This is a genomic window from Candidatus Rickettsiella viridis, from assembly GCF_003966755.1.
Classification (GTDB): domain Bacteria; phylum Pseudomonadota; class Gammaproteobacteria; order Diplorickettsiales; family Diplorickettsiaceae; genus Rickettsiella_B; species Rickettsiella_B viridis.
In genome coordinates this window covers 821,698-845,350 of sequence record NZ_AP018005.1, presented here as the reverse complement: position 1 = coordinate 845,350, position 23,653 = coordinate 821,698, and the positions used below count along the sequence as shown (strand labels likewise).

24 protein-coding genes are annotated in these 23,653 nt (G+C 38.8%); 23 read left to right on the top strand and 1 reads right to left on the bottom strand.

The features are described 5' to 3' along the window. Window positions 1-110: 110 nt before the first annotated feature. A complete protein-coding gene (locus tag DMP02_RS03880) occupies window positions 111-1,280 on the bottom strand; it encodes a hypothetical protein (protein ID WP_126322764.1) in 1,170 nt (389 codons plus the stop codon). A 211-nt stretch (window positions 1,281-1,491) separates the two neighbouring features. On the opposite strand from DMP02_RS03880, the gene DMP02_RS03875 reads away from it, so the two are divergent. The 23 genes from DMP02_RS03875 (at window position 1,492) to DMP02_RS03765 (ending at window position 23,640) form a co-directional block, all read left to right on the top strand. Then, complete coding sequence (locus DMP02_RS03875; RefSeq protein ID WP_126322763.1) at window positions 1,492-2,208, top strand: YebC/PmpR family DNA-binding transcriptional regulator; 717 nt, start codon at window positions 1,492-1,494, stop codon at window positions 2,206-2,208. A gap of 140 nt (window positions 2,209-2,348) precedes the next feature. Next, entirely contained in the window at window positions 2,349-2,879 is a 531-nt protein-coding gene (gene ruvC / locus DMP02_RS03870) for a crossover junction endodeoxyribonuclease RuvC (protein ID WP_126322762.1), read from the top strand. Next, window positions 2,876-3,490 (top strand): Holliday junction branch migration protein RuvA, encoded by a 615-nt coding sequence (gene ruvA, locus DMP02_RS03865; RefSeq protein WP_126322761.1) that lies wholly within the window; start codon window positions 2,876-2,878, stop codon window positions 3,488-3,490. Before ruvC ends, ruvA begins: the two co-directional genes overlap by 4 nt. Window positions 3,491-3,630: 140 nt before the next feature. Then, a complete protein-coding gene (locus tag DMP02_RS03860) occupies window positions 3,631-4,008 on the top strand; it encodes an ankyrin repeat domain-containing protein (protein WP_126322760.1) in 378 nt (125 codons plus the stop codon). Between the two features lie 16 nt (window positions 4,009-4,024). Continuing rightward, on the top strand, window positions 4,025-4,816 hold the full coding sequence (locus tag DMP02_RS03855; RefSeq protein WP_126322759.1) for an ankyrin repeat domain-containing protein: 792 nt from the start codon (window positions 4,025-4,027) through the stop codon (window positions 4,814-4,816). 199 nt (window positions 4,817-5,015) lie between these two features. After that, window positions 5,016-6,071: a Holliday junction branch migration DNA helicase RuvB gene (ruvB, locus tag DMP02_RS03850; RefSeq protein ID WP_126322758.1), complete on the top strand. Its 1,056-nt coding sequence runs from the start codon at window positions 5,016-5,018 to the stop codon at window positions 6,069-6,071. Window positions 6,072-6,211: 140 nt separating this feature from the next. Then, a complete protein-coding gene (gene tolQ / locus DMP02_RS03845; RefSeq protein WP_126322757.1) occupies window positions 6,212-6,907 on the top strand; it encodes a protein TolQ in 696 nt (231 codons plus the stop codon). Further along, window positions 6,897-7,352: a protein TolR gene (tolR, locus tag DMP02_RS03840; protein ID WP_126322756.1), complete on the top strand. Its 456-nt coding sequence runs from the start codon at window positions 6,897-6,899 to the stop codon at window positions 7,350-7,352. Before tolQ ends, tolR begins: the two co-directional genes overlap by 11 nt. A 3-nt stretch (window positions 7,353-7,355) precedes the next feature. Next, on the top strand, window positions 7,356-8,192 hold the full coding sequence (gene tolA, locus DMP02_RS03835) for a cell envelope integrity protein TolA (RefSeq protein WP_126322755.1): 837 nt from the start codon (window positions 7,356-7,358) through the stop codon (window positions 8,190-8,192). A gap of 71 nt (window positions 8,193-8,263) precedes the next feature. After that, window positions 8,264-10,780, top strand: coding sequence for a pentapeptide repeat-containing protein (locus DMP02_RS03830; protein WP_126322754.1), 2,517 nt, complete (start codon window positions 8,264-8,266; stop codon window positions 10,778-10,780). Beyond that, window positions 10,753-11,088, top strand: a complete 336-nt coding sequence (locus DMP02_RS03825) for a hypothetical protein (RefSeq protein ID WP_126322753.1) — start codon at window positions 10,753-10,755, stop codon at window positions 11,086-11,088. The genes DMP02_RS03830 and DMP02_RS03825 overlap by 28 nt, the downstream gene beginning before the upstream one ends. A gap of 176 nt (window positions 11,089-11,264) precedes the next feature. Beyond that, a complete protein-coding gene (locus DMP02_RS03820) occupies window positions 11,265-12,590 on the top strand; it encodes an MFS transporter (RefSeq protein WP_126322752.1) in 1,326 nt (441 codons plus the stop codon). A 15-nt stretch (window positions 12,591-12,605) separates the two neighbouring features. Further along, on the top strand, window positions 12,606-13,904 hold the full coding sequence (gene tolB, locus DMP02_RS03815) for a Tol-Pal system beta propeller repeat protein TolB (RefSeq protein ID WP_232019655.1): 1,299 nt from the start codon (window positions 12,606-12,608) through the stop codon (window positions 13,902-13,904). A gap of 23 nt (window positions 13,905-13,927) precedes the next feature. Next, complete coding sequence (gene pal, locus DMP02_RS03810; protein ID WP_126322750.1) at window positions 13,928-14,476, top strand: peptidoglycan-associated lipoprotein Pal; 549 nt, start codon at window positions 13,928-13,930, stop codon at window positions 14,474-14,476. Between the two features lie 48 nt (window positions 14,477-14,524). Further along, on the top strand, window positions 14,525-15,463 hold the full coding sequence (ybgF, locus tag DMP02_RS03805) for a tol-pal system protein YbgF (RefSeq protein ID WP_126322749.1): 939 nt from the start codon (window positions 14,525-14,527) through the stop codon (window positions 15,461-15,463). Window positions 15,464-15,587: 124 nt separating this feature from the next. Then, a complete protein-coding gene (truA, locus tag DMP02_RS03800; RefSeq protein ID WP_126323497.1) occupies window positions 15,588-16,364 on the top strand; it encodes a tRNA pseudouridine(38-40) synthase TruA in 777 nt (258 codons plus the stop codon). A gap of 154 nt (window positions 16,365-16,518) precedes the next feature. Beyond that, window positions 16,519-17,697 (top strand): anthrax toxin-like adenylyl cyclase domain-containing protein, encoded by a 1,179-nt coding sequence (locus DMP02_RS03795; RefSeq protein WP_126322748.1) that lies wholly within the window; start codon window positions 16,519-16,521, stop codon window positions 17,695-17,697. A 289-nt stretch (window positions 17,698-17,986) separates the two neighbouring features. Then, window positions 17,987-18,931 carry a hypothetical protein gene (locus DMP02_RS03790; RefSeq protein WP_126322747.1) on the top strand — a complete coding sequence of 315 codons (945 nt, stop codon included), beginning with the start codon at window positions 17,987-17,989 and terminating at the stop codon, window positions 18,929-18,931. An 83-nt stretch (window positions 18,932-19,014) separates the two neighbouring features. Then, window positions 19,015-19,752 carry a hypothetical protein gene (locus DMP02_RS03785; RefSeq protein ID WP_126322746.1) on the top strand — a complete coding sequence of 246 codons (738 nt, stop codon included), beginning with the start codon at window positions 19,015-19,017 and terminating at the stop codon, window positions 19,750-19,752. A gap of 149 nt (window positions 19,753-19,901) precedes the next feature. Then, window positions 19,902-20,999, top strand: coding sequence for a spermidine/putrescine ABC transporter ATP-binding protein PotA (gene potA, locus DMP02_RS03780; protein WP_126322745.1), 1,098 nt, complete (start codon window positions 19,902-19,904; stop codon window positions 20,997-20,999). Next, a complete protein-coding gene (gene potB, locus DMP02_RS03775) occupies window positions 20,989-21,852 on the top strand; it encodes a spermidine/putrescine ABC transporter permease PotB (protein WP_126322744.1) in 864 nt (287 codons plus the stop codon). Before potA ends, potB begins: the two co-directional genes overlap by 11 nt. Further along, on the top strand, window positions 21,830-22,603 hold the full coding sequence (potC, locus tag DMP02_RS03770; RefSeq protein WP_126322743.1) for a spermidine/putrescine ABC transporter permease PotC: 774 nt from the start codon (window positions 21,830-21,832) through the stop codon (window positions 22,601-22,603). Before potB ends, potC begins: the two co-directional genes overlap by 23 nt. Beyond that, complete coding sequence (locus DMP02_RS03765; protein WP_126322742.1) at window positions 22,552-23,640, top strand: ABC transporter substrate-binding protein; 1,089 nt, start codon at window positions 22,552-22,554, stop codon at window positions 23,638-23,640. The genes potC and DMP02_RS03765 overlap by 52 nt, the downstream gene beginning before the upstream one ends. Window positions 23,641-23,653 lie beyond the last annotated feature (13 nt).

Genomic DNA, 23,653 nt, shown 5'->3' with positions numbered 1-23,653 from the left:
AAAAAAGCCGAAACAGGGTTGTTTCGGCTTTTTTATGAGCCAAGGCGATTTACGTCCGGTGTCTCAGGAGCACCACCATCCACATTCATCCTGGAAAGACGGCCTCCTTTTTACGGTTGATTTCTCGACGCCATATTGTTTTCACAATAATCTTTTTGTCTCATTGTTGCTTCTGTTCGATCAGTACTTGAACTCGTTTGGGGAAAGAAAGAAGCAGTAGACGGTAATTTTTGCTGGCTTGAACAGGAGTCTGTTTCAGAGTGATCGGCAGAACACCCTAGCATCTTGATGGCCTCATCAAATAAAGTGTATGCTTCACCAATAAACCCGAAAATCGTTACTCGACCCTGGTCCATAGGGGTTTTAAGAATGGTGTCCTTAATAGATGCTTGATTAAAATAAGTTGCTTTTTTACCCGTTGCTTCTAGATACTCACACAAAACATCGCGGACTTCTTTTACAGAAAGACTTAATTCTGCATATGCAATACAGAGAAGCTTAGCAGAGATTTCGAAAAGGCTAATGGGTTTAGTTTCAGGATGAGCATGAAAGTAATCGAAATCACGTTTATCTGGAACCGCAGCTTTTATTCTTTGGTTTCGGTTTTGTTCCTCAATATTATCTATAATTTGTTCGTATCGTTCTTGTTCTGTTCGCTCTTCTCGTTCTTCAGCACGGCGCAACACTCCATCCGTATTTTCTTGTTCTTGGGTAAGCCCCGAAAACAGCCTGCGCTGGAGTACTCTTGCTTCCATCTTATCTTGTTGGCTAAGATCTTCACCTAACATAAGCTTTTCTAGTAGCAAATTTAGCTCGTAAGCTAGGAAAAATTCTTCCTTAATAAGTAGGGGGTTTTTGACGCCTACTGTGCGCGAGCTATAAAATGAAGATAAGTGTATAGGTATTATACGTTCAAAGGGCAATCCCCTAAATCCTCGTGGTCTCTCTATATTTAAAAAATAACGTAGTTGCCTATTTTTTCTATCAATCAACATTATTTTCAGCGCAAAAGATTCTTTTCCTCCCGGGCAATATTCGATTAAAAGTTTTCCTGCTTTCACTAGTACTGTTTCTCTACCATTTGTTATGGGGCGTATAACAAAATCTTCTTCCTCATACAATTTGCTTTCTAATGCAACTAAAGGAATAGCCTGCAATTCACGGACATTGTAAGCTTTTATTTTAAGTTTATTACGGCCATGGTTCACTTCGTTATAATATGGATGAATGTAGGCATCACATGGAGATTTACTTACTTCACTAATTCTTCTTTTTCGCATGGATAAGTCCCTATTCTGCTTTGTATCATAGATTTTTTATAATTATCACTACGCGGTTAACATGTATAGATGTTTCGCTTAATACACGAACTATTATATAAATAAAAAATCTTTCCGCAAATAGTTTTTTGCTATAGCCTGAACGACTGAGTTATGATAGGGGCATGTGTATTTAAGCTAAAATTAATATCCGTAAACAAAGAGAAGTGGTATGGCTGGACACAGTAAATGGGCAAATATTCAGCATCGAAAAAATGCACAAGATGCTAAGCGCGGTAAATTATTTACCAAATTGATTCGTGAAATTACGGTCGCGGCGCGAATGGGTGGCGGGGAGCTGAGTAAAAATCCTCGTTTACGTTTAGCTGTCGATAAAGCCTTATCGGCGAATATGAGCAAGGATACGATTGAGCGTGCGACTAAAAAAGGTGCCGGTGGCTTAGAAGGCGCGCAAATGGAAGAAATACGTTATGAAGGATACGGGCCAAAAGGTGTGGCCGTTCTCGTGGATGTATTAACGGATAATCGAAATCGAACCGTTGCTGAAGTACGACACGCGTTTACAAAATGCGGTGGTAATTTGGGTACTAGCGGTTCTGTTGCTTATTTATTTAATAAAAAAGGCGTTATTACGTTTGAGCCGGGTGCTGAAGAAGAAAAGATTTTAGAGCTAGCATTAGAGGCGGGCGCGGACGACGTGGTGACGTATCCCGATAAAAGTATTGATGTGTTTAGCTCAGAAACATTGCTGCCACAATTAAAAGCATTATTTGAAGAAAAAAAATTAATGCCGGTTAATAGTGAAGTCACTTGGTTGGCGGCAACGCATGTGGCATTGTCGGGCGACGATGCGGAGAAAATGGAACGTTTAACATCGATGTTAGAAGATTTAGACGACGTACAAATGGTTTATTCTAATCAGGAATAATCAGAAACCGTCATGGCGAGCGAATGTAATGAGCGTGGCCATCCGTCATTGCGAGTGCCGTAGGCACGAAGCAATCTAGGTATCCCTAGCTGGATTGCCGCGTGCTTCGCGCTCGCAATGATAACAATGGCAAATTTATTATGGCGATTATTTTGGGTATCGATCCGGGTTCTTGTATTACCGGGTATGGGGTTATCCAAAGTACCGAATCCAAACTCACTTATCTTGATAGTGGTTGTATCAAGTTAGGAAATAACCCTTTCTCAGAACGTTTAAAGAAAATATTCGATGGTTTACAAATTATATTAAACGAATATAAACCGACCGATGTTGCCATTGAACAAGTTTTTTTTCACATCAATCCCAATGCCGCACTTAAATTAGGTCAAGCCCGAGGGGCTGCCATTGTTGCTGCGGCGGTATCCGAGCTTTCTGTCAGTGAATATTCGGCGCGACAAGTTAAACAATCCGTTGTAGGCTATGGTGCGGCGAATAAACAGCAAGTACAACACATGGTGCGCTTGTTGCTTAATTTAAGCGATTCTCCTCAAGCGGATGCGGCGGATGCGCTTGCCATTGCCGTCTGTCATGCACAATCAAAACCGCTACAAACAGCACTTGCGCAAGAAATGGGATTACAGAAACGATTTAGACGAGGAAGGTTACGATGATTAATCGATTACGTGGCAAGTTAATTGAAAAACAACCGCCTTTTTTGCTATTAGAAATGGCGAATGCATTTACGTATGAAGTACAAGCGTCGATGCATACTTTTTACCAGTTACCGGAATTGGGTCAAGAAGTGATGCTTTATACGCAATTTATCGTTCGTGAAGACGGGCATTATTTATATGGCTTTAGTGATGCACAAGAACGTGCTTTATTTTCCCAGCTTTTAAAAGTAAACAATGTGGGTCCTAAAGTAGCCTTAGGTATTTTATCTAAAATTGAATCGTCTGAATTAATTGCGTGTGTAGAACAGCAAGATATTGCGACGTTACAACGTGTGCCTGGGATTGGCAGAAAAACCGCCGAACGTTTAGTGATTGAAATGCGTGATCGATTAAGTGCGCTGGTTAATAATGAATCACAGAAGTCTATTGCGACGATGGGTGATAAAACAGATATGTCGCGTCAGTATCAACAAGACGCTATTTCTGCGTTGATTGCCTTAGGTTATAAACCTCAAGAAGCCAATCGTGCCGTATTAAAAATTAAAGCGGATCATTCATCGGTTGAAATGTTGATTCGTAGCGCATTAAAAAATATGGATACGCACTAAGCTAAGCGTTAAACCTACTATTTCCATTTATTATCTACCGTTTAATCCTTACCTAAAAAGTAATATTAATGTTTACAGCATGATTTTTTTATAAAAACACGTATAATTATTCCGATCATAAATATTATGGAGAAGTATAAATGGAAGAAGAGATTAAAAAATTTAAAAAATCTATTATTGAAGGAAATGCTGCGACGATTGAGGAGTTTTTAAAAAAATACCAACATAATGATGTTGCAAACTGGCTACTAGATGACAATGGAAAATCTGCATTGCATTATCTTTCAAAAGGGGAGTTTTGTGAAAATATATCCAATCGAGAAATTTTGGCTGACTTATTATTAAAATATGGGGCAGACGTTAATCTAAAAGACAAATCCGGTATAACGCCGCTTCATGAAGCGAGCACTAGTTTTTTTACGGGATTAGTTAAGCTTTTTTTAGAAAATGCCGCTGATGTTAAAGTAGTTACTGATACCGGACACACTGTGCTTCAATTACCTGTATTGCACGGGTGATATTGAAATAGTCGATATGCTTTTAGATGCAGGCGCTGATGCGGTGGTTGATACCCTTAGTGAACGGGGTGATGCCGTCATCCATAATGTATTAGAAAACGACACAGAAGATAATGATTTATTAAAGAGGCTCATCGAGGTAGGCGCTAATATTAATATACCCGATAAAAAAGGCTGTACTCTTCTCCATCTTAATGTTTTGTACTATAAAAGTGAAATAGCTAATAAAATGCTCTTAGTTCATGGGGCGGACTATTTAATAGAGGATGAAAATGGGATGACAGCACTGCAATATGCGGCAAAAACTGGTTTTTATCCTTTAATAGATGAGCTTATAAAAGTTAAATTGTCAAAACGTAGTGCTGCTTCTATAGATGAAATTGTTAAAATTTTTAAGATTATTTTATTAGAAAATCCACGATTATTAAAGCCTAAAGCTCTGCTTCAGTCTGTTTCTTCTTTGGAGGACTATCTAGCAAATGAATGGGATAGCCTTCAGCAAGAATTACAATTAATAAAAGATGAAAAGATAGGCGATAGCAAGTATTCTCTTTATGATGCTTTAATATGCTACAAGATTTTTAGCAATACAAAAGTATTAGCGTCCATTAATGATGACACTTTAAAACGCTTTCCTAATTTTTTAAACGAAATAAAAACTTTGAAAAAACATATGAGAAAACGTGAAGCTTCGCCATTAGGTATGGCAAGTAAAAAGTTCAAATTATCTACCGCGGAAAGCCTAAGTGACAGGTCTTTATCGAGTACCTCTGAAGAAAGCCAAGATAAGACCTTCAAACCCGCTTAATCGACGATTTAATCCATCCTGTTGAAGCCTAAATGCCTATACAGCAGAGTGAAAATTTCTATATGCTGAAGCGGCAAGCTTTAGAAGAGGCGCTACTATTTAATAACGCAATAAAGAAGTCATTTGAATTGGAGATACCAACTCTTTAAGCGAAATGGGTATATACTAAGCATAGTTATTCTTAATATACCTTGACGCTATGTTGTTATCTGATCGACTGATTAGTGCTAAAAAATTATCTGAAGACGATAAGCTGATGCCACGTATACGTCCGTTAACGCTGGCTGATTATTTAGGACAGTCTTCTGTTTCTGAGCAAATGAGCCTTTTTATTCAGGCCGCACGCGCACGCAATGAAGCACTGGATCATGTACTCATCGTGGGGCCGCCGGGATTGGGGAAAACAACCTTGGCACATATTATTGCCAATGAAATGAACGTATCGCTGAAACAAACCTCGGGTCCTATTTTAGAAAAGGCGGGCGATTTAGCAGCATTGCTGACACACCTAGAAGGCCGAGAAGTTTTATTTATTGATGAAATACATCGTTTAAGTCCGGTTATTGAAGAAATATTATATCCCGCCTTAGAAGACTACCAATTAGATATCATGATAGGCGAGGGTCCGGCGGCGCGCTCTATTAAATTAGATTTACCACCATTTACTTTAATTGGCGCGACAACGCGTGCGGGGTTATTGACCTCTCCGTTGCGTGATCGTTTTGGTATTGTGCAGCGACTTGAATTTTATAATGTGGAAGATTTAAGTCGTATTGTGATCCGTTCTGCTCGTATTTTGAACGTAAAAATTGATCCCAGCGGTGCGATGGAAATTGCTAAGCGTGCTAGGGGTACGCCGCGTATTGCTAACCGTTTATTGCGACGGGTTAGGGATTTTGCAGAAGTGAAAGCCGATGGGCATATTGATGGGTCACTGGCGGCCCAAGCATTAGATTTGTTGGAGGTTGATCGGCAAGGTTTTGATCAACAGGATCGTAAATTATTACTCAGTCTTATCGAAAAATTCGATGGTGGTCCGGTTGGTTTAGATAGTTTAGCGGCAGCTATTGGTGAGGAGCGCGATACGATCGAAGAAGTGATTGAACCGTATTTAATTCAACAAGGCTTTATGATGCGTACATCACGGGGTCGCATTGCTACTAAACAGACCTATTTGCACTTCGGTCTTTCTTTTCCTGCGCATCTGAATGCCGATAAACAACCTCTTTTTGATTTTTCTGATAAGATTAAGTGAGATACGACGTCATTGCGAGCGCTGTAAGCGCGCGGCAATCCAAGAAAAAAGTGTTGGCTGGCCACGCTCACTAACGTTCGCTCGCCATGACGATGGTTGCTGTTATTATAATAATTGATGCATAAATAAAGGGGATATGAATGCCAATCGCTGATCCAACTTTCTGGAGTTACTTTTTACAAGCAAGCTTTGTTGTAAAATTGGTGATGCTATTGCTGCTTTTAGCATCAATTTTATCATGGTCAATTATTCTACATCGGGGTTTTTTTCTACGACGCACAAAAACGGTGCTGGCTGAATTTGAAGAAAAATTTTGGTCAGGTTTGGACTTGAGTAAACTTTATACTGAGTTAAGTCGCGTCGCCGATGAACACGAAGGCTTGGCACATATCTTTCATGCGGGCTTTCGTGAATTTGTGCGCTTACACAAACAAGTAGGCGATAAACCGGTCATCATTATGGAAGGAGTTCAGCGTGCCATGCGTATTGCTTACGCGCAGCAACACCAACGCTTAGAAAAGCATCTCGATTTTTTAGCAACCTTAGGTTCTACCAGCCCTTATATCGGATTATTTGGAACGGTATGGGGGATTATGACCTCCTTTCAAGCGTTATCGGCTTCGCAACAAGCGTCAACAATTGCCATGGTTGCACCCGGTATTTCTGAAGCCTTAATTGCGACAGCCATGGGTTTATTTGTGGCGATTCCAGCGGTTATTTTTTATAACCGCTATGCCAGTCAAATTCAGCATTTACTCCATCAGTACCATACTTTCCAAGAAGAGTTCTCAAATATTCTCCATAGACAGATTCATGGTAGTCATCATGTTTCATAATAAATCTCGGCATCAACGCCATAAAGGTCCACTCTCAGAGATTAATGTGGTCCCCTATATTGATGTCATGTTGGTATTGCTGGTTATTTTTATGGTAACAACGCCTTTATTGTCTCAGGGCATCAAAGTTAATTTGCCCAAAGCACAAGCTCAGACAATCTCACAATCACAAGAACCTATCATTGTTTCAGTCGATGGTGAAGGTCATTTTTATTTAAATACCAGCGTGCATCCTGAAGTAGCGCTTGATGAGGTACAACTTAGCCAAGAAGTCAGGCAACAATTAGAATTAGCTCAGCAAAAAAATCAAGTGCGTCAAGTTTTTGTTAAGGGAGATAGGAACGTCAACTATGGGAAAGTGGTAGGCGCCATGGTTTTATTACAGAAGGCGGGTGCTATTAATATTGGATTAATAACGGAGTCCCCTCATAAATTGGCTGCTTGAGCTATGAAATCTTATTCTGTCAATTGTAAAGAAGATTATCGTTTTACTTTATTACTTGCCACCTTATTCCATATTGTATTGTTTTCAGCTTTATTTTTAACACTGCGTTGTCCTAAGCCCTTATTGTTGAGTGCTGCAGTGCCTTTAGCGATTATTCATGCGACAGCGATGGAGACTATTCCATTGTCGCCGCCTGTTCCTGCTGCCGAAGAAAAAATTAAAATACCTGTTAAAACAGCGCCTGTGCTTATAAAGCCTGCACTAATCGAAAAAAGTCCTCTAACGTTAGCGGTTAAAGAGAAAAAAATAGTTAAAAAGCAAGTCAATCCAACGCCAGCGCAGCTTAAACCCCGCTTAAAAACAACGATAACTACGCCAGAAAAAACAGCCACTCCATTAACACAACATAAGTTAGTAAAAAAAGAAAAAAATGCTAACCATCCTTTATCGCTTAAATCTCTACAAATAGCACAAAAAAATGTACAGCAGTTATTACAACAAGAAGTCAGTAGTACCCTACAGAAAAACCAAATGGCAACGCGTAATGCAGCAGCGACTACAAAATATAGACATTTAATTTTGCAATCTATTGCACAGCAATGGATTATTCCCCCTGATGTGGATAAGCACTTAGAAACCAGATTAGTGGTACAACTTGCGCCCGGTGGTATGGTATTAGAAGTGGTGATTATAAAAGGTAGTGGTAACGCTGTTTTAGATCGTTCGGTACAGACGGCTATTTATAAAGCATCACCATTACCTGTTCCTAAAGAGAGTGGTTTGTTTAATAGCTTTAGGCAAATTAATCTCACTGTAAGACCAGAAGGTTTAATTTCTTAGCTATTTAACTCTTTTTATCACGCCTCATTTCTTGGTATCCTTATGTATCTATTTCAAGGAGAATCATTATTATGGTTCGCAAATTACCTAAGGAACATGCTGAGCCTTTTTCCTTTCCAAACCACTTACTATCAAAGAAATTGCTGTCATTTAACGATTATCCTGAGAATAACGCGCATTGTATTGATATCGATGTAAGAATTAAAAATGTTTATGGTTATGATCAGCGTTCACCTATTTATTATAACGAGCGGTTGAATGATCCTGAAGCGATAGATCATTTTATTCATTCAGAAGAATTTAATATTTTAATCACAGAATTAAAAATATGTATTGACTACATTAATGACTGGGCCCTAGAAAAAAAAATTGTATTCAAATGGCAGCAAGATGCCAGCCAGTCTACAGCGAGTTCCGTACTAACAAATTTTTTACATCGCTTACAAGGCGAGGCATTTTCTTGGTATAGAACTTACCTTTATAGCGAAGGTAAAAAAAACCTTGAAATCATTGCTGCTTTAATAAGAGACGAAAGCATTAGCTTAGAATTTCGAAAAGAAGTGATTGTTTTACTATTAGATGAAAATAACTTTAATCGTTGTGTAGCGGCTTGTTTGACAAATCTCTCTGATGCAGCAGAAAAATTAAGAAGCAATGACCATTTTTTACCGATTGATTTAATAAAATCATTTATAGTGATAATGGCCAGAGAAGTAGCGCTAAGCAATAGCTTGCACGATTCCCGATCTTACAGTGCAGTTCTTTGTGCCTATACAGGCCGTTCAATCGCAAATTACGAAATCCATGCGGTAAATTATCTCTGTGAACGGCTTAAATTTGATTTAAGGCTCTATTTTTTAGATCTGCCTAATGATCCTTATGTTGATGAGTTTATTTATACGCTTGAGTTCAGCAAATTTAAGAAACCTGGGCAAGAAGATAGCCTTTACGTTCAATATTTTCATGAGTTTGAACGGCGGTTCAATGCAACTAATTTAGTTAGATTCATGAGTTATCGACTTTATGAGTCCTGTTCGACTTATTTAGGTGATTATCAGGCACTACAAACTTTTATAGAGAGTCAATTAATCAAATTAGGTAACGATGCTGAATTTAGTTGGGCTGAAATTTTCACTGAAGAGGGGGGCTTAAAAACAGTAGATGATTTTATGATTACCATTGCCGAGCGTTTGCTAGATAGCAAGTGGTTAGAGTTTACTCCTATAAAATCAAATAATCCTTTGCTTGATTGGTTTAAGGTTATTTTAGGTGCCTATCAAGCGCCAGTAAATCCAACCTTAAATATAACATTATTTAGAATTTATCCCAATAATATTGCTTTAAGTTGGGTGAAGAGAGAGGATAGGCGCGAAGCCCTTCTTGATGTTCTTACAACCGAAGAGGGGGTTGAGTGGTTAAACAGCCATATTTTTTCTGATCCTAAAAATTTAAATGATCTTCTGCAGAACATACAAGATCTTATTTTATTTTTTAAATACTTACCTGAATCTCTTCATTTAAACATACTAGAAAAACTAGCTATTATTGGCTTTGATATACCTTCAATTCTAGTCGATAAATTAGATGAATCTATAAGCTTCATTGATTTTTATACGCTATTCACGGGTTTATCAAGCCAAGGCAAAGAGTTTTTTATAAGTCATTATTCTAAACTGGTTTATTCGATATTGGATGATATTCTCCAGCAGGTAGAAGACCTCAATCATAATAAAGTTTTATCCATGATTAACTGGTTTATCCGTAGGATAATAAAGGCTGGTTTTCGGGATTTTAGTGGTATTCGGTTTAAAAAAAGAGATATACGTTACGACACGGTAGAAAGAGCCAGCTATTTAGACAATATAGATTTCTCAAACACTATCTTATCGAATGTCGAATTTTATGAAGCTATTTCAAACTGTCTTTTTCTGCATGCAAATTTACAAGGGGTGATATTTATCGATACTCGCATATCAGATACTAATTTTAGTTATGCTAAGTTTTCAAAGTGTACATTTGAGAGAGCTTATCTATCGGCTGTTAACGCGATAGGAGCGAATGTAAAAGATACAGATATTCTGAATTCCAGTTTAATTCGAGTTGTTTTTAATGCGGCTAATTTAAAGCATGTCAATTTTGTTAATACTGAGATCATATCCGCTTATTTAAAGGAAGCTAAACTATCATATGTTCACTTGAGGAGAGGTGAATTGATCGATACTCTCTTTGAGGGTACGCAATTAAATGGAGTTAGTTTTGATAGCAGTGAAATGTTGGGTATAGATTTTAATAGGGCGCATTTAAGTGAGGTTGATTTTTCAACGTCAGAGTTAGTATCTGTACAACTAACAAAGTCTATTATAACGAACATTACTTTATCTGCTTCGCAGCTATATCTCTTATGTAAACAAGGGATAAGCAATTTTTCTAAGGTTCGCTTGGCGAGTAACTGGCGCAGTGAATTAACTTTTCCACGAGACTCGCTAAAATTTTTCTCTAGGGTAATGAACTCTTCTAATAATAGTCCACATTTCTTCTGTTGTAAGAAACGTAATTTTCCTTGTTTAGACAAAAATCCTATAGAGTAAAACATGCAGCAAGAAAAGAAAGGGAAGTCGAGATATTAGAATGGAAGCTCGATGCATTAGAAAACATAGAAGAAGACTTCTTAAACGGCTTAGAGCAAACTTCGTTAGAACGAAAACTTTTAGAAAGAAAATATTTAGAAACAATATTCTTGAAAAGTGAGCTACTAGGTATAACATTCCAGAAATTAAAATCAAAGCAGCAGCGATTTCTGCCAAAAGGGTTATTGAGAGGCAAGCTATCAGAAAGCTATTCTAATAGCCATGCATCACCATCGATACATGTACCACAGCGTTGTTTTCATTCTTGACAAATCGATAGACAAAAATTTAGTCTCTCTTTAATATATTGCTTATCAATGAGTATACGGATATTTTTGTGTTTAAAAATGATATGATTATAAAATGTCCAATCTCGTCTTAATAGATTCACAGCAATGGGATTTTCGGCAAGGCGCCACGAAAATGAAGCAACCGGAGTGTATATATGATACATGAGGATGGCGCATTGAGCAGGAACATAGCCGAAAATTCTAGTGCGAAGCGCATAGCAAAGTGTTTGCAATCGCCTTCCTATCCTTGGTTAATTTGGGGGCTAGCGGCGGGCGCTTTTTTTATAGAATATTTTGCCCGGGTGGCGCCGGGCGTTATGATCGATTCGCTGATGCGAGATTTTAAAGTACAAGCATTAGCCTTAGGGAGTTTATCGGCTTTTTTTTATTATGCTTATGTGGGTATGCAAATACCGGTAGGGATATTAATCGATCGCTTTAGTTTGCGTTGGTTATTAACCAGCATGATTTTAGTTTGTGCCGCGGGTTGTTTTATTTTTTCTTTTAGTACTCATATACATGTGGCAGCCCTTGCACGTTTAATGATGGGCTTTGGTGCAGCTTTTGCTTTTGTCAGCGCACTAAAAGTCGCGTCAGTCTGGTTTCCGGCGCATCAATTTGGTTTGCTGGCGGGTTTAACACAGGCAATAGGGATGTTAGGGGCCGCTATCGGACAAATGCCGATGGCTTATTTAGTGGCTCATTTTGGCTGGCGCATTACTTTGTTTTTAATTGCGAGCATTATGCTGGTATTAGCTATTGTTATTGCCATCGTGGTACGCGATCGACCAACTTCTCATACCATTACACCCACTAAAAAAAACTTATTGCATTCCCCCTGGTCAGGCTTAATTGAGGTTTTAAAGAATCCACAAAGCTGGTGGAATGCTTTATTTGCGGGCCTTCTTTATGCGCCCACGGCAGCATTAGCTGAACTATGGGGCGTTAAATTTTTTCGTCAGGCTTACCACTTAAGTAATGAAATAGCCGCTATGGCAATTGGATTGATCTTTATTGGCTGGGCAATCGGCGGACCTTTAACCGGGTGGATTTCTGATCGAATAAAACGTCGAAAAATAATTTTGATACTCTCGGCCTGTTTAAGCTTTTTGATTGCGAGCGTGGTATTAATGGTAGCACATTTACCGTTACCGCTTTTATTTAGCTTATTATTTCTGTATGGCTTAGCCAATACCGGGGTTGCAACGGCCTATGCCGTCGCGGCTGAAATTAATTCACATGCGGTATCGGGTACCTCAGTGGCTTTTTCTAATATGGCTTCAGTATTAATCGGTGCAGGATTTCAGCCGTTAATTGGATGGTTATTACAGAAAAACTGGAGTGGATTAATCGAGAATGGATTACCTGTTTATTCTACTACTGATTTTCACTGGGCATTACTCGTCTTATTAAGCAGTCTTTTACTAGCCGTATTGGTTGCTTTCGGTATTAAAGAGACACATTGCCAACAAAAATATTAGAGGATTGATGTGAGAATTCAACACATTATTATTTTACTGCTAATCAACTTATGGGTTTCACCCGCACGTGCCGCACTTAATTTAGAATTGACGCAAGGGGTTTCTAATCAACTACCTATTGCGATAGTGCCTTTTTCAGGATCAGACAATTTAGCTGAAAACAACGATGTTAGCGCGATTATAAAAAATGATTTAAGTAACAGCGGCCAATTTAAAGTCGCTACACCACAAAGCGGCAGTTTACCTTATACCTTAAGCCAAGTTTCTGCGTCTTATTGGCGTAATAAAAAGTTTGACGATGTGGTGGTAGGACAGATTCAGATGATCAGTAAAGGGCAATATCGAGTCCGGTTTTCTCTCGTTAACGTTGCTCAAGGACAAAGCCAAGCCTTGATTCAACAGGAGTTTACCGCCAATGAAGCACAATTGCGCCGTTTATCACATCATATCAGTGATCTTATCTATGAAAAATTAATAGGTCTTAAAGGTATTTTTTCAACACGTATCGCTTATATCTTAGTTACCGATAAAAATAGCCACAATCGGCGCTACAGTTTACAAGTAGCCGATATGGATGGTTATAACGCTAAACCTTTACTCATTTCTAAACAGCCCATTATGTCGCCAGCCTGGTCATGTGATGGCCGACGCCTGGCTTATGTTTCATTTGAAAAAGTATTACCACGCGTCTATATACAACAGGTCAATACCGGCGAGCGTGAATTAGTGAGCAGTTATTCGGGTATTAATGGTGCGCCAGCCTGGTCACCGGATGATAAAACGCTTGCATTAGCCTTATCAAAAGATTCGGCGGTACCAAAAATCTATTTAATGAATTTAGCCAATAAAACATTACGACAAGTGACATTTGGTCTTTCTATCGACACTGAACCTAGTTTTTCTAAAGATGGACGATCCTTGTTATTTACCTCGGATAGAGGGGGTGGTCCACAGATTTATCAACTTAATCTTCGTTCGGGTAACGTTCGTCGTGTTACTTATGATGGAAACTATAATGCACGTGCTTCGTTTGCTAATGATGGAAAAACGATAGTGGTACTCAATCAGGAACAAGGATCGTATAATATAGCGGTACAAGATTTAAACGATGATAATACCTTACAAGTATTGACGCATTCTGGTTACGATGCCTCACCTAGTTTTGCGCCAAATGGTCAAATGCTGCTCTATGAATCAAAGCCGGGAAACCGCAGTATATTAGGTATGGTATCCGTGGATGGTCGAATAAATTTACGTTTACCAACGCCACAAGGTGATGTGCAAGATCCGACATGGTCACCTTTTATGTCATAACAAAATCTTAATGGAGAAAATCAATGTTAATTAAAAAAATCCTAAAAATAAGTGCAATCAGTGCAAGCTTTTTTATTTTGGCGGCTTGTTCAACAGGGAAAGATGAGTTGGGAGAAGGGAACCTGAATGCGGGGCAAAACTCAGATAAAGCTATGATCGGCGGAGCCGGAGATGTGAGTAGTTTTTATGCAGATGAAGCTAATACCAACCCTCTTAAAGTAGGAAATCAAACGTATTATTTCGAATTTGATAGTAGTGCTATTCAAAGCAATGCTATTCCTTCACTAAGAATACAGGCACATTACCTAATTAGGCATCCACAAGCTAAAATCTTAATAGCGGGTAATACCGATGAGCGTGGTAGTCGTGAATATAATATTGCTTTAGGTCAACGACGCGCATTGAGCGTTGCAAATTTTTTGCAATCGAATCGTGTAAATAAGAATCAAATTAGCCTCGTGAGCTATGGTGCAGAAAAACCGGTTGCGTTTGGCCACTCCGAAGCGGATTATTCAAAAAACCGCCGCGCCAATTTACAATACCAAGCGCCTGTTATTATGGACAAAGAGTAACTCAATGCGGCGTGTTCAAGCCGCTTAAATTAGTTAGGAACTTAATCAATGAAATTTATTAGAGCTAGTATTTTGTTATTAGGTTTTTGTATTAGTATAGGCGCTTACGCCATAGCGCCTGTTGTTGATGCCTATGATGATGGTGATGATTCTGCGCCCTCATCGACGGCATCTTCTCCTGTGCCAAAGGATACAGAGAATGCAGCTAACTCTGCAGCCAACAATAAGTCCTCGTTTTCACTAGGACAGCGCCTTTCCATTCAAGAACAACAAATTGCTAATCTAAATCCATTACTAGTACAAGTGGATGATTTGACACAAAAGGTACAAGTGCTACAAGGTAAACTAGAAGAACAGCAACATCGTATAAAATTATTAGAAGATCAAATTCGAAGCCAATATCAAGATATAGATAAACGATTAACCTCTAGAACCGCTCCTGTTTCTGCGGGATCCACTGTAAACCCAAGTTCATCACCAGTAGCTAACGCCACTCACACAAATCTTTCAGCGCCGGCTGCGGCAGTTAAAACGTCAGTTAATCCGATTCCTGGGGCAGCAACCGCCGTGGGCGAACGTGCTTATCAAGCGGCTTTTCAACTGCTAAAAAATAAACAATACCCGCTAGCTATTCAGGGATTTGAGGATTTTATCAAGAAATACCCTGCGGATATTAATCTTCCTAATGCCAATTATTTTTTAGGCCAACTGTATTTATTACAAGGGCAGCCTGAACAATCAATCGGCCGATTTAATCATTTTACCGCGGCCTATCCACAAGATGCTCGCATTCCAGATGCACTTTTACAATTAGGTTTAGCTTATTTTGCTAAAGGCGAAAAATCCACAGCAATGGATACCTTTAAAAAAATAATTCAACGCTATCCAGACTCTAAAGCGGCTCAAGCCGCACAAGCGAGGTTGCAGCAGTTTCAAGCCATGATTTCGGCCGCTAATGCGAATATAGTGGCTAAGAGTAAAGTGTAGACTATCTCCCCAAAGTTGTCGTTCCGCGGCTTGACCGCGGAATCCAAATTAAAGTATGTTCTGGACCCCGGCTTTCGCCGGGGCGACGTCCAACAACGAAGTTAATCAAAAGACGATGGTTTTAATGAGAATTGCACTCGGTATTTCCTATCAAGGTACTCACTATCATGGATGGCAAACACAAGCAGGATTGCAAACCGTTCAATCGACCGTAGAAGCAGCGATTGCAACAGTAGCCGATCATCCTATTGCACTGACCTGTGCCGGGCGTACCGATAAAGGTGTGCATGCATTAGGGCAGGTAGCGCATTTTGATACTGTTGCTATACGAAATGATAGAGCGTGGGTTTTAGGCATTAATAGCCATCTTCCAGCCGATATCCGCATTGATTGGGTACGCGAAGTGCCAGATGAATTCCATGCCCGATTTTCAGCTATCGCACGTCGCTATCGTTATCTTATTTATAATCAGCCATTAGCCAGTGCGCTATGGAATCAACAAACTACCCACTGTTATTACCCTTTGAATGAAACCTCGATGCAAGCTGCGGCTAATTATTTAATCGGTGAGCATGATTTCAGCTCATTTCGTGCCATGAGTTGTCAATCTAAAAGCAGTCATAGACAGGTACAACATCTTAAAATAAGCCGAGCACAATCCAATTTAATTCTCATTGATATACAAGCCAATGCTTTTTTACATCATATGGTGCGAAATATTGTGGGTGTATTAATGCTGATAGGTTCGGGCCAACGAGAACCTGTTTGGGCTGAAACCGTGTTATTAGCAAAAGATCGGACAAAAGCAGCGGTAACCGCGCATCCTAATGGCTTATACCTCTCCCACGTTTTTTATCCTGAGACGTTCTCTATTCCTGCGCCTACGATTCATTTAATTTAATTTTTCTATTCAAAATCATCTGAATTTAAGCTGAATTAATCGATTTTTTTTTCAGATTAAGTATTTATTAATTCATTTTCCCTTAATTTTTTAGTCATATTTGTTTAAGGATACTTTTTTACACTCACTCCTTTTTTAAGATCTGGGGTAAAAAATGTCGAAAAAATTAACTTTTTTTAATTGTAATGATACCAATGAGCCTTTTAAATATTTAACGTATGAAGAGATTATTCAGAAATTTGTCGATGAAACCGGGCTTATTATTGCCATCCGTGCAGTTAAACCGCAGGCATTGCAAATTGATGAAGGTTATGAAAGGTATGATAGGGGATATGATAGTTTAGATGGTGGCAGTGCGAATTTTCAACCGTTACCTTTTGAGCAAGGGATACAACGTACTGTTGATGATAACAAGGTTATTGTTGCCGTACGCCCGGTTAATCCTATGGCATTCCAACTGATTGAGGAAGGGTATGATACTAAAACACTTTTCCTTAAAGCAAAATCTAGTAGCGCAGGCATAACAGCTGGATTTATTATGCAAGAGCCTTTATTTGGCAAAGGTGGTAAAAAAGATGCTAAAGAACAGGCAAAGCGTATCCAAAAGTCCTTGGCTTCTGGATGTGAGCTCGTTCAATTAAATGTGACGACTGGTCGCGTTAACATGCTAGAGACCCAGGGATTTATCTCTATTAAAGAAGAATTGGAACAAAATGATATTAAAATTAAGCGTATAGAATCTATTTATGATGGTGACGCTCACTGTTTTGTGCTTAAACAAAATCAAGAAGATCTCAATTTTTGGGAAGTTTGGTACGATAATAAGCCTCTGATGGCGTTGGCTAACCCAGGCGGAGCAGGGATAAAAGCAGCTGTAACAGCGGATTATGATTTATTCGGTATTTACACGCATAAAAATCAATCGGTTGTTAATAGACCAATGGTTATTCATGCTCAGATCAAAGCAGGGGCAAGCCAATCCGTTACGCAGCGTTGGCAACAATGTGTAGATTCAATGCGTAGAAGCGATGGAGCAACGACTATGGATCCAGCTAAAGGAAATATATCTATTCCTGAACTTAAAATTGTTGAGCAACTTAATAAGACTCTCAAAAAAGCTGGCTATACAGGAGAAGCATTAGTATGGCATGGTACGGAGACAGCAAATCCTTATACACCCGGACCTGATTTCCCTATACGGGTTTATTCGCCAGGGCAAACACAGCCAGCTATGGTCAGTGATCAAAAAGAATTAGCTGATTTTTATCATCGCTTACAAGACTCTCCTTATCACGCGGAGGAAAACGCAGCGTTTAGAATGAAAGCATTTTAATTTTTACCTATAGCTTTTACTATAAAGCTAACGACACAGGGTCGTCGCCCTGGCGAAAGCCAGGGTCCATAGGCTAGTTTTTATGGATCCCGGGGTCAAGCCACGGGACGACGTCCTTGAGTAGCGGTCAATCCTTTGGTCAATCCAAAGGAAGATGGCCAGATAACAGCGGCCGCAGGACGACAGCTCTGAGTGTAAAGCGATTAAACAGTTATCTAAACCTATGTGTTATAAGCTATAGATGCCAAGGTATGTTAATTTATTTTCGCTAATATCAATAAGGTTTCCCATGCTCGGATTATTCTCATATAAATTAAAGCCACAAGAGGGTATAGATAAGAACAAGACGCTTTCTGAGCTGACTGCGCTATTAACGGCTATTAGAGTTTCTGGATATAACACCGAAGAAATTGCGAGTATTTCTAAAGCTAAGCTATCTTTAATATCGGCTTTAATAATAAATTTAGGTAATAAAATCTTAAAGACTCGAATCGAAAGTGAGGAGCCGCTGGCTAGAGCAAAATTAGATTTTTCTCAGCTAATAAAACGATTAGCGGGTGATAGCAATACGGTGGCCTTCGTGCGCTATGCCTGCCAGCTTTTACAATATTATACTCTACTCTGTGATAAAGAGTTTGTTCCTGATATGACATTACAAGATTGGCAGAACTTCTTGTATATTAATAAAGAAAGTTTTGGCGATACGACGAATAACCCTTTTGTTATCGAGTATGCCCTAATAAAAATATTTAATCAGTTAAATGAGTTAACAGATAGTGTAGAGGGAAAAATCGCTCCCCTGCCTCAACTTGATGAAACTAGATTGTATTTACACCATCGACTTGAAAAATTAGCGGAAACCATCAATTTATGGGCATCGAACGATACTAATAATGTATTTTTTCACTACTTAAAATTTGTTTATCATTACGCCTATTCAAAAGCCATTGAATTACAATTTTTAGCAAAAAAAGTTAGCTTAACAGAAGAAGAAAATGTAAATTTAAGTGATTCACAGCAATTATATTTGCTAGCCGCTAAAGATAGTATCAATAAAATTGATACATTGTATGAACAGACAAAAAATAATGCTCAGTTAGTTATTCAGGGTACTGAATTTAGTTTTGGGTTAAATGTATTAATAAAATTACCAACATCTGATATTAATCAGATTAAAGAGCATCTTTCTTCATTAACGATAGGAAATAGACCGCTTAGCTTGCCTTCTCACTAGAGCAACCCCCGCCTATAATCTATTTTATAAATATCATTTAATATTATATTAATAAAAAATAGATATCATTGCCCATAGATAATATGGTGGTAATCATTAAATGCCATGCTTTTCTCGCTAAAATAAAAGAAATTCAATATAAATTGGACCAGGCGGTCACCAAAAAAGCGGTATTAAATAATCAGGGAACTGAAGCGTTAATGCGTGATTTAATGGAAGATCCAGGCTATAGTATGCCAAAACTTGAGAAGGATATCACCGAGGTTTACCGGCATGGTTTTTGCGGAGAAGCTTGCGATGCCGTGTTAACGTATTTGCAAGAGAATATTTCTCCCGCTATCACTTCTTTTGAAAAAGTGAGCCCTAATCCAGATCACTATTACTTGAGAGAGAAGGGCTCCGACCTCATTATTGAGCCAAGCTATAAGCAATTTATGTATAGGATTCTTATCGATACCAATACTGGGAAGTTAAAGGAAGGTAGCACAGAAAAAGACCTCGCTTATGTAGATAACATGCCATCCTTATTTATAGGAATGCCACAAGAATTAGAAAGCAACGTGTTGGATTGTCTGCAGTATATTAATAAGCAACCTGAATATGCTGCTATTTTAGCGATGTGGAAAGCACCTGCAGGTATTCAAAAACAAAAAACTGAAGCGACAAAAATGGATAAGCAAATACAAGCGGCTGCATCGGCGGTTTTGTATGGGCAGTCTGAAGCCACCGAAGAATTTGCTAATCGTAGAGTTAAGCCGATCGTAAACACCTTAGAAAACGAACCAGCGCCTGCAATTTATCAAGCCCTTCGTCCCCGGTAAAATTTTTATCAATCACTTGAATAGTTGATTTGTAAAGAAAGCGCATGGGCAAGCATTTGCCTAAATACAAAAAGTAGACATAGCCAGCTACACATTGCATAATCGCTCTCGATTTTACCATTCCACCCTGACATGAGGTTGCCTATTTAATGAATGGGAATGTGCTTAAGCTCGAGGGCGTTTACAAAAAATTTCATGATCAAGAAATCTTGAAAGATATTCACTTTGAAGTGAAACACGGTGAATTTTTGACCTTGCTAGGTCCAAGCGGGTGTGGAAAAACCACGTTACTGCGTTTGATATCTGGTTTTGAAGAGCCGGATGGTGGAATTATTCGTATTAATGGGAAAAATGTGAAGGGTTTGCCACCGCAACAACGGCACGTCAACACGGTTTTTCAGAGCTATGCATTATTTCCACATCTCAATGTGTTTGACAATATCGCGTTTGGTTTGCGGTGCAAGGGCGGCGTGACAAAAGCGACGATTAAGCAGCAAGTTGCAGATGCGCTTAAAATGGTCAAATTGGAGCATTTAAGTGAACGCAAGCCGTATCAATTAAGTGGTGGACAACAGCAACGTGTTGCCATTGCGCGAGCTGTGGTGAATAACCCCTCTATTCTTTTACTGGATGAACCTTTAAGCTCTTTAGACTATCGCCTGCGTAAAACGCTACAACTTGAATTAAAACAATTACAAACGCAATTGGGAATTACGTTTATCTTTGTAACGCATGATCAAGAAGAAGCTTTATCGATGTCCGATCGTGTGGTTGTGATGCACGAGGGACGCATTGAGCAGATTGGAACACCACGCGAGGTGTATGAAGAGCCGCATAGCTTGCGCGTTGCACGTTTTATCGGTGAAGTGAATATTTTTGAAACTCAAGTTGTTTCTGTAGATGAACATGTTATGCATGTCATTATTGAAGGAAAACAGTTTACCTTAAAAAATCGCCGTCATTTTACGCCGGATCAAAAAGTCTATACCTTGGTTCGTCCTGAAGATTTAGAGGTTTGGTCACCGTCGGAAGTTACTGATACCTCGCAAATGTTTCCTGGCGTCGTAGAACAAGTAATTTATAAAGGCTCAACGGTGGACTTAATGGTTCGCCTAGAAAGTAAAACCCTATTGGCAGCAACACAGTTTTTCAATGAAGACGATGAGAAATTAGATTTCCATAGCGGTGAATCAGTATGGGTGCATTGGATTCCAGGATGGGAGGTTATTTTACCAGATGAAGGCTGATCGTTTATTTAAATGGACAAATATTGCGACGATTTGGCTATGGTTATCGCTATTTGCCTTATTACCCATTCTGTTGGTTTTAATCACCAGCTGTTTAGAAAACGATCCCGTGCATTTGGTGCGTTGGCAATTTACCTTAGAAAATTATCGCGCATTAATTAATCCCATTTATTTTAAAGTATTTTGGCACTCTTTTTGTATTGCGGGGTTATGTACGCTGATTTGCTTATGTCTAGGTTATCCTTTTGCTTATCTTTTAGCGCGAATGCAATCTAAGTATAAAAGTCTATTATTATTTTTAGTGATTATTCCTTTTTGGACGAGTTCATTAATTCGAACTTATGCGATTATTTCTATTTTAAAAGCAAAAGGTTTATTAAATACGGTTTTACTATCGCTGGGTATTATTCATAAACCGCTTTCTATTTTATATACACCCAGCGCGGTCATTATCGGCTTGGTCTATAGTCTCTTGCCTTTTATGATTTTACCGCTGTATGCCAATATAGAAAAATTAGATATCCGTTTTATTGATGCAGCGCGTGATCTAGGTGCTAATACCATCACTATTTTTGCTCGAGTTATTTTGCCCTTAACCTTATCCGGCATTGTGGGTGGAATTGTTTTAGTCTTTTTGCCGGCGATGAGTATGTTTTATATTCCTGACATTTTAGGTGGGGCAAAATCATTGTTAGTGGGGAATCTTATTCAAAATGAGTTCTTATCTGCACATAATTGGCCACTAGGGTCAGCGGTTAGCATGGTATTAACCTTAAGTATGGGACTCCTTTTGTTGATTTATAGACGCGCAGATAAAATAGGGCAACAGCATGAATCGATTAGCGAAATTTAGCTATTTAACCGCTATTTACTGCTTTTTTTATTTTCCTATTATTATTTTGATTGTTTACTCATTTAATAATTCGACTTATTCTTCTTTATGGCATGGATTTACCCTAGATTGGTATAAACAATTAGGCGATGATAACGATTTAGCCGTGGTTGCATTGCATTCCTTAGAAGTGAGTGTGTTAGCGGCGACATTGGCGACGTGTATAGGCACCTTGGCCGCGACGTGTCTTTATCGTTATCTTTTTTTTGGAAAAAAACTGCTACATGGGTTGATGTTTGTATTAATTGTTTCGCCAGATATCGTCATGGGAATTTCCTTACTTATTTTATTTTTTCTTATTAAAATGCAGTTAGGATTTTGGTCCTTATTAATTTCACATATTACTTTTTGTATCCCTTTCGTCGCGGTGACGGTTTACAGCCGTTTAACCGGTTTAGATAAAAATATTTTTGAAGCAGCGCGGGACTTAGGTGCCAGTGATTTTATGAGCTTCCGCCGCATTATTATTCCTATGTTATGGCCAGCTATTTTGGCGGGATGGCTTTTGAGTTTTACTTTATCGCTGGATGATGTGATTATCAGTTTCTTTGTAACGGGTCCCGACTTTCAAATTTTGCCCCTTTATATTTATTCTTTAGTACGTATTGGCTTAAAACCGGAATTAAATGCACTTTGTTCTGTGATGTTTGCCATTACTTTATGTATCGTCGTGGTATTTCAACTGGTTTTACGCAAGAAGGAAGTAGGATGAGAGTGCTAATAGTCTATTTCTGCTGCTTTATTAGCTTGTTTTTTAATAGTGCTACCTTCGCGCAAGATAATGTCGTCAATGTGTACAACTGGTCAAGTTATATTTCCAGTGATGTTTTAAAAGAATTTACTCAAGAAACTGGCATTAAAGTTAATTATGCGACCTATGATAGTAATGAAACGATGTATGCTAAACTCAAGGCAAATCCTACTTCAGGTTATGATATTGTCGTGCCTTCGACCTATTTTGTTGATCGTATGCGCAAACAAGGGATGCTGCAGCCTTTAGATAAAGCCAAGCTGAGTAATTTTAAGTATCTAAACCCAGCATTATTAAACAAAGCGTATGATCCTGATAATCGCTATAGTATTCCTTATTTTTGGAGTGTCACTGGCATTGCCGTGAATACGCACTATCATGCGCTTGCTGGGATTCAAAATTGGGCTGATTTTTGGAAGCCCGAGTATCGTAAACAATTACTTTTGTTAGATGATATGCATGAGGTATTTTCGGTTGCTTTACTGGTCTTAGGCTATTCTCCGAATGACGGCAATCCCGAGCACATTCGCCAGGCTTATTTAAAACTCAGGCAGCTGATGCCGAATGTTCGATTATTCAATGCGGATGGGGTAAAGTCATTGTTTATTGATGAAGATTTGACTTTGGGTATGGGTTGGAATGGTGATATTTATCAAGCCGCTCAAGAAAACCCGGCGATTCGGTTTGTTTACCCCAAGGACGGTTTTGTTATTTCTATTGATAGTATGGCCATTCCTATCGGCGCAACACACCTGAATAATGCCTATCGTTTTATAAATTTTATTTTACGTCCTGATATCGCCAAGAAAATTAGTTTAGCAACGGGCTATGCGTCGCCGAATGAGGGGGCTGTTAAATTGATGCCAAAATCAATTTTGAGCAATCCCATGATTTACCCCGCTCAGTCGATCTTAAAGCGTAGTGTGGTGCAAGCAGATGTGGGGGATGCCGAAAGTATTTATCAAAAATATTGGGAGTTGTTGAAAATAGGCGGTTAATTTGCTCAAGGAA

Bases quoted from the DNA above. Each gene is read 5' to 3' on its own strand.
- DMP02_RS03880 (WP_126322764.1), bottom strand. From the start codon at position 1,280: ATGCGAAAAAGAAGAATTAGTGAAGTAAGTAAATCTCCATGTGATGCC.
- DMP02_RS03875 (WP_126322763.1), top strand. From the start codon at position 1,492: ATGGCTGGACACAGTAAATGGGCAAATATTCAGCATCGAAAAAATGCA.
- ruvC (WP_126322762.1), top strand. From the start codon at position 2,349: ATGGCGATTATTTTGGGTATCGATCCGGGTTCTTGTATTACCGGGTAT.
- ruvA (WP_126322761.1), top strand. From the start codon at position 2,876: ATGATTAATCGATTACGTGGCAAGTTAATTGAAAAACAACCGCCTTTT.
- DMP02_RS03860 (WP_126322760.1), top strand. From the start codon at position 3,631: ATGGAAGAAGAGATTAAAAAATTTAAAAAATCTATTATTGAAGGAAAT.
- DMP02_RS03855 (WP_126322759.1), top strand. From the start codon at position 4,025: ATGCTTTTAGATGCAGGCGCTGATGCGGTGGTTGATACCCTTAGTGAA.
- ruvB (WP_126322758.1), top strand. From the start codon at position 5,016: ATGTTGTTATCTGATCGACTGATTAGTGCTAAAAAATTATCTGAAGAC.
- tolQ (WP_126322757.1), top strand. From the start codon at position 6,212: ATGCCAATCGCTGATCCAACTTTCTGGAGTTACTTTTTACAAGCAAGC.
- tolR (WP_126322756.1), top strand. From the start codon at position 6,897: ATGTTTCATAATAAATCTCGGCATCAACGCCATAAAGGTCCACTCTCA.
- tolA (WP_126322755.1), top strand. From the start codon at position 7,356: ATGAAATCTTATTCTGTCAATTGTAAAGAAGATTATCGTTTTACTTTA.
- DMP02_RS03830 (WP_126322754.1), top strand. From the start codon at position 8,264: ATGGTTCGCAAATTACCTAAGGAACATGCTGAGCCTTTTTCCTTTCCA.
- DMP02_RS03820 (WP_126322752.1), top strand. From the start codon at position 11,265: ATGATACATGAGGATGGCGCATTGAGCAGGAACATAGCCGAAAATTCT.
- pal (WP_126322750.1), top strand. From the start codon at position 13,928: ATGTTAATTAAAAAAATCCTAAAAATAAGTGCAATCAGTGCAAGCTTT.
- ybgF (WP_126322749.1), top strand. From the start codon at position 14,525: ATGAAATTTATTAGAGCTAGTATTTTGTTATTAGGTTTTTGTATTAGT.
- truA (WP_126323497.1), top strand. From the start codon at position 15,588: ATGAGAATTGCACTCGGTATTTCCTATCAAGGTACTCACTATCATGGA.
- DMP02_RS03795 (WP_126322748.1), top strand. From the start codon at position 16,519: ATGTCGAAAAAATTAACTTTTTTTAATTGTAATGATACCAATGAGCCT.
- DMP02_RS03790 (WP_126322747.1), top strand. From the start codon at position 17,987: ATGCTCGGATTATTCTCATATAAATTAAAGCCACAAGAGGGTATAGAT.
- DMP02_RS03785 (WP_126322746.1), top strand. From the start codon at position 19,015: ATGGTGGTAATCATTAAATGCCATGCTTTTCTCGCTAAAATAAAAGAA.
- potA (WP_126322745.1), top strand. From the start codon at position 19,902: ATGAATGGGAATGTGCTTAAGCTCGAGGGCGTTTACAAAAAATTTCAT.
- potB (WP_126322744.1), top strand. From the start codon at position 20,989: ATGAAGGCTGATCGTTTATTTAAATGGACAAATATTGCGACGATTTGG.
- potC (WP_126322743.1), top strand. From the start codon at position 21,830: ATGAATCGATTAGCGAAATTTAGCTATTTAACCGCTATTTACTGCTTT.
- DMP02_RS03765 (WP_126322742.1), top strand. From the start codon at position 22,552: ATGTATCGTCGTGGTATTTCAACTGGTTTTACGCAAGAAGGAAGTAGG.